Source organism: Myceligenerans cantabricum (genome assembly GCF_054777735.1).
The window spans coordinates 77,807-91,108 of record NZ_BAAHAJ010000010.1; the positions used below are offsets into that span (position 1 = coordinate 77,807).

General features: G+C 70.0%; 4 protein-coding genes. All 4 read left to right on the forward strand.

The window, feature by feature from the left end; genetic code table 11:
* The first annotated feature begins 233 nt into the window (after positions 1-233).
* The gene (locus tag ACYU96_RS14570) at positions 234-3,437 is read left to right on the forward strand and encodes a LamG-like jellyroll fold domain-containing protein (RefSeq protein WP_460754846.1); all 3,204 of its coding nucleotides are present in this window, start codon (positions 234-236) and stop codon (positions 3,435-3,437) included.
* Between the two features lie 110 nt (positions 3,438-3,547).
* Entirely contained in the window at positions 3,548-12,583 is a 9,036-nt protein-coding gene (locus ACYU96_RS14575; RefSeq protein WP_460754848.1) for a polymorphic toxin-type HINT domain-containing protein, read from the forward strand.
* On the forward strand, positions 12,583-12,894 hold the full coding sequence (locus ACYU96_RS14580; RefSeq protein WP_460754851.1) for a hypothetical protein: 312 nt from the start codon (positions 12,583-12,585) through the stop codon (positions 12,892-12,894). The genes ACYU96_RS14575 and ACYU96_RS14580 overlap by 1 nt, the downstream gene beginning before the upstream one ends.
* 100 nt (positions 12,895-12,994) lie before the next feature.
* Positions 12,995-13,302: transposase family protein (locus tag ACYU96_RS14585; protein ID WP_460754854.1), on the forward strand; the 308-nt coding region annotated here is incomplete at its 3' end.

Here is a 13,302-nt window from a genome sequence, read left to right on the forward strand (position 1 = left end):
CGCCCGCGGTGCCTCGTGCGCGTGGCGTCCTCCCGTTGGGTGGGCCCGGCCGAGACCGTCGGTCCGCTGCGCCCAGGTCGTGGGTGAAACCTGACCGCTTGTGGGTGAAATCGCCTGCCATTCGCCTTTTTTGGTTATAAAAGACTCTTCCAGACTGTTAGGTTCCGTGCTGGTTTGACCGCCCGCAGGAGGGCGGCCGTTCGGAGCTGTTCGATGTACGTGGGAGAGCAACAGTGTCATCTGGGTCGCCGGCGGGCGGTGTGGCCGTGCGGGTGCGGTCGGGCTGGGCGCGTGTGTCGGGCAGGCTGCGGACGCGTGGTGGTGCGGCGGTGGCCGGGCTGCTGGCGCTGGTGCTGGTGGCCGGTGGTGCGGCTGCGGTCGAGCCGCTGACCGGCCGCTCCCTGGGTCAGGTGCTGGCGGCGGACGCCGACGGCGTGGCGGCCGACGTGACGTGCGACGAGCCGGCGGCTGATCTGCCGGCCGCGTGGGAACGCGCACGGACGTGCGGGCACGAGATCGAGTCGCTCGCGGATCGCACCGAGTACACCACCACGTACGGCACGACCGACGGGCTCGTGCGGGAAGAGATCTCGACCGCGGCGGTCCGGTCCCGGACGGCCGACGGCGGCTGGACGGGCGTGGACACCTCGATCCTGCCGGGCGACGAGGGGCGCCTGGAGGTCGCGGCGCCGGGGCTGGCGGAGATCTCGTTCGCGGACCCGGGCGCGGCGGGCGCCGACCCGGACGCGCCGCTGGCGGTGCTGGAGCGGGACGGGCACGCGCTGGAGTTCGACGTGCCGTTCGAGCTGACCGAGCCGGTGGTCGAGGGCGACCGGGTGCGCTACCCGGGCTTGTTCGGGGATCCGGGGATCGAGCTGACGGTCATGCCGAACGGGGACGGGACCGGGATCCGTGAGGTGATCACGGTGGACGACGCAGAGTCCGCGGCCAACCCCGGGCTGGCGGAGCTGGACTTCCGGGTGGACGTGTCCGGTGGGCTGCGGCTGGCGGCCGAGAGCGGCGGGTTCGTGGCCGAGGACGAGGCGGGGGAGCAGGTGTTCCGGGCGCCGGCGCCGACGGGCTGGACGGCGGAGGGGCACGAGCCGGTGCAGGAGGTGCCGGCAGCGTCCCGGCCTGCGGGCATGTCGGCGACGGGGTCTGTGGCGGTGGAGCCGCGTGATGTGGTTGATGGTCCCGGTCCCTACGGAGCGGTCTTCGACCTGGACACCGAGGTTCAGGTCGATGGTGCTGAGGGTGATCGGAGCGCGACGGTGTCGGTGCGTCCGGACCAGGAGATGCTGGCCGATCCGGACACGGCGTTCCCTGTCGCGCTGGACCCGAGCGTGTCGGGATCGTTGAACGAGTTCACGGCCGTCAAGTCGAACTGGCCCACCTCGACGTCGGGCTACCGGTTCGGGGATACCAGCGATGGCACGCACGGGATCGGGCTGTGCAACGCGGGTGACCCGTACGGGTACGAGTGCATGGGCGCGACGTCGAAGCATCGGGTCATGTACGAGTTCGGCGGGCTGGGGAAGATCAAGTACGCGGAGGCCGGTGACGTCTCGGCGGCGTCGTTCGAGGTGTTCGGCACACATTCGTACAACTGCACGGCACACACCGTGGCGGCCTACCGGATGGGCGCGAACGCCATCTCGACGTCCACGAGCTGGAACAACATGAACGCCTGGCTGACACAGAGTCGGCAGGACAGCGTCGACATCGCGCACAAGCTGGGCGAGTGCGGGGGCCGTAAGTGGGTGGGGTTCGACGTCAAGGAGGCGCTGAACCACGTCGCGGAGCACGACTGGGCCAACATCACCCTGGGCTTGAAGGTCGACGAGTCGTCCATGGCGTACTGGAAGCGGTACGCCGGGGACCGCATGGAGTACGGCGGGACGTGGTACGACCGTCCGGCTCGGTTGTCGGTGACGTACAACCGGTCGCCGTACGCGCCCACGGGCCGCCAGACATGGTCGATCACGCCGTCGAAGGACTGGGGCTGCAAGTCGTCGTCGGACCCGGCGTGGGTGCCGGCGATCAAGCCTCGGTTCAAGGCCAAGGCGAGCGATCCGGACGGGCAGAGCGTCAAGGTGAAGTTCGTGGTGCAGCGTGTGTCGAACTCCTCGACGGTGTGGTCGGCGTGGTCGTCGTCGCAGTCCAGCGGGAAGGTGCACACCGCACGGCCCAGCAGTGACAACGCCCTTGCTCAGAACGTGAAGTACCGGTGGCGGGCCCAGGCGAAGGACAAGGCTGGGCGGTCGGGCCCGGTGAGCGGATGGTGCTACTTCTACGCGGACATCAGCAAGCCGAACCCGCCGAAGATCACGCCGGTGGATGACGGTTCGGACTGGTACGAGGCCGTGTATCCGGACTGCAGTCCCGGTGCCACTGGTTGTGCGGAGGCCGGTGGGGTGGGCAAGACGGGCAAGTTCCGGTTGAGTGTGAACGGGTCCGACGACGTGGCGCGGTTCGAGTACTCGTGGCGCAACGAGTCGTTCGCGAAGTCGAAGGCCCCGTGGTCCAGCGGTACGCGGATCATCGGTTACGTCCCGGACCGGCCGGGGCCCGCGACGTTGTACGTCAGATCGGCGGACCGGGCGGGGAACGTGTCGAACCGTGCCACGTACAAGATCGACGTGGCCTATCCGTTGGCGGACGGCAAGTGGACGTTCGACGAGGGGACCGGGGACCGGGCCTACGACTCGTCATGGACGACCACGCCGCATGACCTGACGCTGAGCTCCTCGGGTGCGACGTGGCTCGACGGCCCGCACGAGGCGTTCGACTCCCGGGAGGGGGACCGCGCCCTGCGCTTCGCCGGCGCCGGGGACGCGGTCGCGGACGGGCCGGTGGTCAACACGCTGGAGTCGTTCGTGGTGTCCGCGTTCGTGCTGCCTTCGAGCGTGGACGCGGCCAACGGCACGCAGGTCGCGGTGGCGCAGGAAGGTGCGACGGGTAGCGGGTTCATGCTGACCACCCGCTCGTGCGCGGCGGCTGACAACGGGGTGTGCTGGGCGTTCTCCATGTACGGCGCGGACGGGTCCGCCGCGGTGCGTGCGGTGTCCGACGTCGAGGTGGAGCAGGGCCGGTGGACGCATCTGCTCGCCGCGCACGACGCCCAGGACGACAACATCCGCCTGTGGGCGTGCCAGATCGGGGTCCCGCACGATCAGTCACCGGGCGAGCCGGTGGCGACCGAGGCAGTGCCGTTCACCTCCTCGTGGCGGTCGATCGACCCGTTCGTGGTCGGCCGGGGCCGCTGGGGCGGCGCGGACTGGGGCTACTGGTCCGGCCGCGTGGACAACGTGCGCGTGTGGGACGGCGAGATCGTCGCCGAGGCGAAGATCCGCCGCCTGTGCCAGGGCGCGGGCGGAGACGACTTCATCGGCGACGTGGCCCTGGACCCGACCGAGCAGATCGACCTCGGCGAATGAGCCCGCGCCACGAGCCGGGGCCGCCGGGCGGCACGGGCCGAGACGAGAACACGACCAGGACGACGGCGACGACCGGAATGGCGAGGCAGGCTGCGGTGAGAGTGACGCGGATGTTCGAGAGCACGCCGTCCTGGTCCGGGCTCGGTCGTGGCCTGACCGCGATGCTCGCGGCGGGAGCCGTGGCGGCGGGGCCGGTGCTGGTGGCGGCTCCGGCGGCTGGTGTCACCTGCACGGCGCAGGTTGCCGAGCGGGCCGAGGCGCTCCGGGTCGCCGAGGCGTGCGACCTGGACGTCGTGATCAGCGGCGAGACGACGTCGTGGTCCACGGTGAAGGCGACGCCGGCCGGCACCGTGCTGCTGGAGGTGAGCGCGGCAGCCCGCAGGACGAGGTTCTCCCCGCACGCGCCGGGCGAGTGGTCGCAGATCGACACCCGGTTCAACGATCTGGACCCGGCCGACGGGCGCGTGGACGTGACCGCGCCGGTGAGCCCGATGAGCATCTCCGACGGCGGCAAGGGCCAGCCGCTGGCGATGCTCGGTGGTGAGCAGGGCACGGTGGTGCTCGACGTGCCCTTCGCGCTCCCGGCGCCGGTGCTCGACGGTGCGGCCGCCGTCTACGAGGCGGTCGCGGGCGAGGGCGTGGACCTGCTGGTCCGGGTGACGCCGGACGGCACGGGACTGGTGCCGAGCCTGCGGGTGGCCTCGGAAGACGCCTGGCGTCAGGCGCGGGACGAGCTGTCGACGCTCGACCTGACCGTGTCGACCACGGAAGGGCTGAGCGTGACCCGCTCCGGGGACGGGTTCGGCGTCACGGACCTGGCCGGACAGAGCCCGTGGGTGTGGACCGAACCCGTGGCGATCGACGCGGACGCCGATCTGGCCGGCGTGCGGGCCGAGCTGACGCCTGCCGGTACGAGAGCGGCGGCGGACGGGCGCCGCGCGCTGGCCGACCTGGCGGTCGAGGCGTTCGCCGGGGACGGCGGTTCGCCCCCCGGGGATCAGGCCGCGGTCGAGGTTCCCGAGACCGGTGAAGCCGTCACCGGACAGACTCGCGCAGCTCCCGGAGTCACGGACCAGCATGGTGCGGCGGCTGGGAACGGCACGGTCTCCGGCCTGTTGGAGGGTGCCGTCGACACGGGCGTGGAAGCGTCTGCCGGACGAGGCACGCCGAGCGACCCGAACGCCGATCGTGTCGCCGAGGCGGTGCGCGTCGACGCACTGGCCAAGGTGACATCGGCAGGGGTGCGGCTGCGTGCCGGGAAGGCGTTGAAGGAGCCGGCGCTCGCCGGGCGGGAGCGCGGGGCGAACTGGCCGGTGATGTTCGGTCTGGGGACCGTGGCGGCCACGGAGGCGGGCTGGATGAGCCTTGCGGACCGCAGGTCGGACGACGGTGGTGCGGCCGGTGCCGGTTTCCTGGCCGGGCCGGAGCTGCCTGCGGGTGGTCGAGGTGACGCTGATCGGCGGCTGTCGTGGTCGATGTCAGGGCTCGGCGAGGTCGGGCTGTCCGACCCGGACCAGATCGTGTCGGCCCGCTTCGAGGTCCCGGCGTCGGGCGTGTGCGACGACGTGGCGGTGACGCTGTGGCGGACCGGCGTGCTGGACCACACCAGCTCGCTGACGGATACCGCGAGCGCGTGGACGTCGCTCGATGAGCGCTCGACCGGTCCCGACTGCGGTGCCGAGGGGGCGAAGCGCATCTCTTTCGACGCCACGCCCGCGGCCAGGCACGTCGCGAGCGGTGACACCGGCGCCGCCTACCTCGGGCTGAGCGTCGCGCCGCAGGCTGCGGCCGGACGCGGCACGGATGCCGGGCAGGGTGGGTCGGACAGCGGTCCCGTGGCCCGCGCCGCTCGTCGGTCCCCGGCCCGGAGCACCGCCGACGCGCTGAGCGCGGGTACCTTGCCCGACCCGACGTCGGACGCGGCGATGACGACGTTCGCCGCCGATGACGCGGTCCTGACCGTGGAGCTCGAGCCTTCGGCGCAGACGCTGGAGGCGACGTCGACGGCGAACCCTGAGGACACGCTGGCCGCGCGCAAGGAGCACCGGGACGAGGCCACCGCGCATCTGCCGGAGCCGTCCGTGGCTCCGAGCGCACAGACCGAGGGCACGGCTGAGCCGGAGCCCGAGCCGGAGCCGTCGGTCGCCCCGGCAGACGATCTCCCGGTCCCGGCGACCGCCACGATCCCGGTCACGAGCACGGCGACGACGACCGACGTGGGTGGCATGGACGTGACCGTGCAGGCGCCGGCCACCGCATCGGCACCGGAGAGCCTGGACGTCACCGTCGAGGACCAGACGGTCGCCGACGCCGAAGGGCTCACGGGCGTGGTGCTGGGCCTGGACGACGCGTCGGCCACGCCCCCGGCGGGCGGTGAGCCCGCCCGTGAGGTGGACGTCGCGTTCGACTATGCGGACTTCGCCGAGGTGGCGGGCGCGGGCTGGGCCGATCGGCTGGGTCTGCTGCGGATCCCCGCGTGTGCCGAGGTCACGCCGGACGCACCGGAGTGCCAGCCGGAGCAGATCCCCACGGACAACGACGCGGCTGCCTCCACGGTCTCTGCCACGGTCGAGCTGCCCACCGCCGAGAGCACAGAGGCTGCGGCAGCGTTCCAGGACGAGGGTGCCACGAGCGAGGTGGCCGGTGATCTCGACGGCCCCGCGGCGTCGCCCGAGGCGGACGAGGCCGGCTCGGCCTCGACGAAGCTGGCGGCGGACGAGCCGTCGCCGCCGTCGGCGGGGGACCGGTATGCGCTGGTCTCGGGGACGCAGTCGGATGCGGGCAACTGGGGTGCGACGCCGTTGTCGACGTCGTCGTCGTGGAGCGTGTCGGGGTCGACGGGCTCGTTCTCCTGGTCGTATCCGCTGGGTGTGCCCAAGCCGTCGGGTGGTCCGTCGCCGGACCTGTCGCTGGGGTACTCGACGGCGGGGCTGGACGGGATGGTCACCGATTCCAACACGCAGTCCTCGGCCGTGGGGCTGGGCTGGGACATGACGTCCGGGTTCATCGAGCGGCGGTTCCTCCCGTGCGGGCAGGACACGGACCCGTATCCGGGCTCCACGACCGACCCGAACAACGCCGACCGTGAGACCGGCGACCTGTGCTGGGGTCCGGCGGACGCGGTCTCGCTGGTGTTCAACGGGCACTCCTCGGAGCTGATCCGGGACGGGGGCGTATGGCGTCCCAAGAACGACGACGGAACCCGGGTCAAGCTGCTCACCGGAGCGAGCAACCGGGACGACGACGGCGAGTACTGGGTGGTCACCACCACCGACGGCGTGCAGTACTACTTCGGCAAGGACGAGCGGTTCGCCGGCGACACGCTGGAGCAGAACTCGGCGTGGACGGTGCCGGTGTACGGCAACCATGCGGGGGAGCCAGGGCACGCGACGAAGTTCGCGGACTCCGAGGCGCGCCAGGCGTGGCGGTGGAACCTGGACTACGTGGTGGACCCGGCCGGCCGGTCGATGTCGTACGTCTACGCGTGGGAGCAGAACCGGTACGGGGCAGACCTGAACCGGGACGGCGCGAAGCTGTACGAGCGTGGCGGGCGGCTGGACCACATCAGGTACGGCAGCACCGTCTCGGGTGACGAGGCCGGCGCGGTGGCGCCGTACCGGGTGGACCTGTCGTATGCGGAGCGGTGCCTGGCCGGTGTCGGCTGTGAGCCGGGCGATCTGTACAGGTCGACGGCGTGGCGCTGGCACGACACCCCGACGGACCTGTCGTGCACGAGTTCGACGTCGTGCAAGCAGGTGATGTCCCCGGCGTTCTTCACGCGCAAGCGGCTCACCGCGGTGACGACGAAGGTGCGTGACGGCGGCGCCTACCAGGGCGTGGACACCTACACGCTGAAGCACCGGTGGAAGGACCCGGGCGACGGCACCAACCGGGTGCTGTGGCTGCAGTCCATCACCCGGCAGGCGGTGGACGACACGCCCGGCAGCAGCGCCGCGCTCGAAGAGGACGACGTGGCGCCGCAGAAGGTGTGGTTCACCTCGACCAACGAGCTCCCGGGCCGCGTCGAGGACACCGTGAACGACGGCTGGCCGGTGATGAACCGGGTCGCGATCTCCGGGGTGACCACGGCCACTGGCTCGCACCTGACGGTCAACTACCGCACGCCCCAGTGCACGGACGCCAGCACGCCCGACGACCCGACCCTGGCCGAGCAGAAGGCCAACACCCAGGCATGCTTCCCGGTGACGTGGACGCCGGTGGGTGAGGACGACGAGGTCACCGAGTGGTTCCACAAGCACCTGGTCGAGGGGATCGTGCAGAACCCGGGTGAGGCCTCGAACCAGGTGACGGTGGAGACCGCCTACACCTACTCGGGTGGCGCGCACTGGGCGCGGACCCCGAGCGCGTTGAGCCCGCTGAAGGACATCAACTACGCCGACTTCCGCGGGTTCGAGCGGGCGGCCACGATCACCGGGCGCACCGAGGACGACAGCCCACGCCAGAAGGTCACCACGGAGTACTTCCGCGGTACGGGCGACACCTTGACCGCGGCCCTGGACGGCGGCGTGAACGCGGTCGACAACGAGCGGTTCGCGGGCATGCCGTTCCGCACCACGGTGTACAACGGTGCCGCCGGGGACGCGAAGCCGGTGTCGGTCACGGTGAACAAGCACACCCAGGCTCGCACGGCGACGAACCCGGGCTGGGACGACCGGTCCGGTGAGACGGCCGACGACACGCACGCGCGCCGGCTGGAGTCCTCGACGGCGTGGAAGCAGGTGCTACGCGCGGACGGGACCACGACGTCGTCCACCACTCGGACGCGCAGCGAGTTCAACGCCTACGGGCAGGTCATCGAGGTGGACGATGCCGGAGGTATCGGCACCAGCACCGACGACCTGTGCACGACGACGTCCTACATCCCCAACACCACGGACCACCTGCGCACCACGATCAAGCAGACGCGCACCGTCGCGGCCGCGTGCGGGAGTACGGGCAAGCTGGTCGCGGCGCAGCAGATCGCCTACGACGGCGGTGCGGTGGGCGCCGCGCCGACGCGCGGCTTGCCGACCAGGTCGCTGATGCCCGACCCGGCCGACCCGCCGGCCGGCGCGGTGGGGGAGTCCACGGCGCTGTCGTGGACGACGGCGCAGCGGGTGACGTACGAGTCCGGGCCGCGCGCCAGGCCGCGGTTCGTGTATGACGCGCTGGACCGGATGTCGGAGACGACCTACCAGGACAACGCGGCGGGCGTGCCGATCGGCATGACCACCTACTCACCCGACCCGGACGGCACCGGGCCGGTGACCCGGCATGCGACCACCACGGTGCTGGATGTGTTGCGTGGGGTACCGCTGACGGTCACCGACCCGAACGGGAAGGTCACCACCGCGAAGTACGACAATCTGGGCCGCCTGTTGAAGGTGTGGCAGCCGGACCGGGACACGAGTTTGTCGCCGTCGGTGTCCTACACGTACACGGTCCGCGCGAGCGGGATCAACGCGGTGCGCACCTCGGTACTGCCTGCCGATGGAGGGGACAAGCGGCACGAGAGCAGCACCCTGTATGACGGGCTGTTGCGCCCGATCCAGACCCAGGCCGAGTCCGCCGACCCGGCAGCTCCGGGCCGGGCGGTGACCGACACGATCTACGACCACGCCGGGCGTGTCTACGTGACGCTCGGCGAGTGGTACGTCCCCGGTAGCGCCTCGGACAAGTTCCTGACGCTGGCCTCCAACGATGTGGTCCCGCCGTCGGCCGTCGTGTTCGACTACGACGGCGCGGGCCGGCAGACCGCCGAACGCTTCTACAACGGCAACATCGACAACCCCGACTACGAACTGTGGCGTACCACCACGGCGTATGACGGCAAGTTCACCAGCGTCACCCCGCCCGAGGGCGGCACCCCCACCACCACCATGGTCGACGCGCGCGGGCGCATGATCGAACTACGCCAGCACACCGGCGACTCCGACTCCGATGGCCGGCCGGATGTGGGCGGGACCTACCAGGCCACCACGTACGAGCGGGACCCGGAGGGCCGCCTGGCCGAGGTGGTCGAGACCACCACGAAGAACGGCGCCGGCCAGGACACGGCGGTGTGGACCTACGGGTACGACGTCCTGGGCCGCCAGGTCACCGCCGACGACCCGGACCGCGGCACCACCACGACCGTGTACGACGTGGCCGGGCAGACCCTGGCGGTCACCGACGCGAACGGGGACTCCCTCGGGTACAAGTACGACGCGCTGGGCCGTAAGACCGGCATGTTCGACGCCACCGTGACCGGCGGCAACGTCTCCTACGGCGCGCAGCGTGCTGGGTGGGTGTTCGACCGGCTCACCGACCCAGCCGGAACCCCCGGCTCCACGATCGTCAAGGGCCAGGCCACCGCTTCGGTCCGTCACGAGGGCGGGCACGAGTACGTGACGTCGGTGACGGGGTACGACGACGCCTACCGGCCCACCGGATCCGTCGTGCACCTGCCCGGCTCCAACACCGAGTTGGGTGGGCTGGCGGGCGACTACGAGACCAGCTACACCTACATGGCTGACGGGCAGGTCGAGTCCGTCACCCTACCCGCCGCGGGCGGTCTGGGCCAGGAGACTGTCACCACGCACTTCGACGAGTCGTCTCTGCCCGAGTGGATGGGCGGCGGGTTCGGGTGGGGCACCTACGTGGCCGCCTCCGGCCGCACCATCTACGGCGAGCAGTCCTGGCTGGACCTGGGTAACACCTACGCCGCGGTCGTCTCCTACCAGTACGACGAGGCCACCCGCCGGCTCGAGAACATCGCGCTGGACCGCGAACGCATCAACGGCACCGACCTGGACGTGACCTACACCTACGACGCCGCCGGGAACATCCTGTCCCAGACCGACGTGCCAGGCGTCGAGGGGCTCGAGGCCGACGGGCAGTGCTTCGACTACGACGCCCCGGGACGCCTGACCGAAGCCTGGACCCCGGCGGTCACGGGCGTGACGGCTGACTGCGGCGCGGCGAAGGACGTCGCGACCCTGGCAGGCCCGGCCCCGTACTGGGACACGTGGGCGTTCGAGGGCAACGGCAACCGTGAATCGTGGACCCACCGCACCCCGGACGGGGACACGACCACCACCTACGAGTACGACCCGGCCAGCCCTCACCGGGTGACCGGCGTCGCGGTGGACGCGCCCTCGGCCACGATCACCGAGGCGTTCACCTACGACGCCGCCGGGAACACGACCGGCCGCACCACGACCAGCGAGGGCTCGGCCGCGACGTCCACGGGCGAGACCGAGACCCGCACCGCCACCCAGGAGCTGACCTTCGACCCCGAGTCGGAACTGACCGGCACAGACACGGGCACGTCGCTGTCCGTCCAGCCGGCCGAGCCGGAGTGCGAGGTGCCTGACGGGGAGGACCCGGAGATCTGGTGCGAGGGCCAGACCGGCAGCGGCGCCATCCCGACCGTCACGGATGAGGGCACGCTGGCCACGGAGAACATCTACTCCGCCGACGGCGACCGCCTCGTGCGCATCACCCGCGCCGCGGCCACCAGCGGCGGCACCCCCGTGGTCACCGGAGTGACGGCGTATGTGGGCGGCGGACAGGAACTCACCCTCGACGCGACCGGCGAGGCGACCGCCGCCCGCTACTACAGCTTCGCCGGCCAGACCGTCGCGGTCCGCACCGGCAAGGGCATGAAGAACGTGTCCACGCTGATCGCCGACCACCACGGCACCCCCCTGGCCTCGGTCCCCAACACCGACTGGGCCACCGAAACCGTGATCCGCCACCACACCACCCCCTACGGCGCCGCCAGGTCGGCAGACCAACTCCCGGGCGACCACCGCTTCCTCGGCAAAACCCGCGACACCTCCACCGGCTACACCCTGGTAGGAGCCCGCTGGTACGACGAGACCCTGGGCAGATTCCTCACGGTCGACCCGATCATGGACCTGACCGACCCACAGCAATGGCACGGCTACACCTACGCCAACAACACGCCCGTCACTCTCTCCGACCCCGCCGGGCTGGAACCACGAGAATGGCACGGCGAAGGCAACCCCATGCCCGACCCGGGCGACGTCACCGGACGCGACGACGACGGCGCACCCCGAACCGGAGGCAGCGGCGGATCTAGCGGTGCGGGCAGCTCCAGCGGTGCTGATAGTGGCGGCGGTGACGCTAGTGGACCGAGTGGCGGGTCCGAGACCGTCGCAGACACCACAGGTACGACCGCGTCGAGTTGTTACGACAGTGCTCCGCGCTACACGGGATCCTGGATGCCGATCTCTGGGATCACAGCTTGCGCGATTGGCGAGACATCGCAGGAAGACCCCCACTTCGCGCTTGACATGGCCGGAACGGTCCCAGTGGTCGGTGAGCCCTTCGATGCGGCCAATTGCGGCCTGTATACCTGGAAGGGCGAGAGCGTGGACGCCGCGATCTCCTGCGGAGCGATGGTTCCGCTAGCGGGAGACGCAGGGAAGCTCGGCAGAATGTCCAAGCGGATCGCGGATTCTGCGGACAACGGGCGGAAGTTCTGCTCATTTGCGGGCTCGACCCTTGTCCTCATGGCCGACGGCACACGGAAGCCAATCGAAGACATCGAAGTCGGAGACGAGGTCATCGCCACCGACCCTGAAACTGGTGAACAAGGTGCCCGCGAGGTGACCCACGTCTGGGTACACCAGGACAACTTGTTCGAATTCGAGGTTGACGGCAAACTCATCGTCACAACCGAGGACCACCCCTTCTGGTCGGTCACCGACCAGACATGGGAGGATGCCCAGCGCCTAGACCGCGGTGAGCGGGTCCTGACCGCGGATGGACGAGCCAAGACAGTCACGCGTGAGGTCGACTTCGGCGCGCGTGAAGTCAAAAGGGCTTACAACCTGACTGTTGCCGGTCTACATACGTATCACGTTGGTCATCAGGGCATCCTTGTGCACAACGCGGATGATGGGCTAACGCCGGAGCAACGAAAGTCAGTCAGATCGTACGAAGCGCTCATAGAGGAGCACGAGTCGAAGCTTCGTTCTTATCTGGCTGATCCAGACGCGCATGACAACAAGGGATATCTCCGAAACGCGCCTAACGATGAGGTGCGGCAGAAGATTATTGAGAGCCGAGCTCGCCATCTGCGGAAGGAAATCGAGACGTTCCGGAACAACATCAACAAGATTACAGGTGGTTGCTGATGCTCGAGATCCCGGTCGAGGACGTCAAGCGGGCCCTGGAACTTCTCTTGGAGAAGGTCCAGGACCAAGATGGAGTGCTGCGTGTCGACAAGGAAGGGTTCTGGTTTATCCCGCAGGGTGATGCATACGAGATCTACGAAGAACCGGCTGACCTGACGATCGGCATGGTGTCGGAGTCGTGGGAGCAAGTCGAAGCGATGCTTCGAGAGCCTGACCGGGCGGTTGGCTATGGGCTCGTCTGGCTCGCAGAGGTCCTTCGGGCGGCAGGGGATGAGGCAGGGCCCCGGCATAGTCGTCGGGTAGGGCTGTGACCTGTGTCTTTGCTGGTGGGACGGATGGGTGCGGGCGTGTCCGGCCCGGTTTGGATGGAAGTTCTTCAGGCCACCATCCAGTCGAGGAACACGCCCGCGTATGTCATCTTCCCGTCCCGGCGGGCTCGTCGTCGAGCCCGTCTCGCCGCACGTCCATCTGCTCCAGATCCTGTCCACGATGCCTGATCCGCGTAAGCGGCGTGGGCGCCGGCATCGGCTGGCGGCGCTGATCGCTGTGGCCGTCTGCGCCGTACTGGCTGGAGCTCGCGGCTTCACTGCGATCGGGCAGTGGGCCGCCGATACCAGCAGCGAGACGCTGGATTCCTTGGGGATGGGACGCGCGGCAGCGAACGAGTCGACCTTCCGGCGCGTGTTCACGCTGCTGGACGCCGATCTGCTGGACCAGGT

Coding starts and splice junctions, on each gene's coding strand:
- ACYU96_RS14575 (WP_460754848.1), top strand. CDS start 3,548: ATGTTCGAGAGCACGCCGTCCTGGTCCGGGCTCGGTCGTGGCCTGACC.
- ACYU96_RS14580 (WP_460754851.1), top strand. CDS start 12,583: ATGCTCGAGATCCCGGTCGAGGACGTCAAGCGGGCCCTGGAACTTCTC.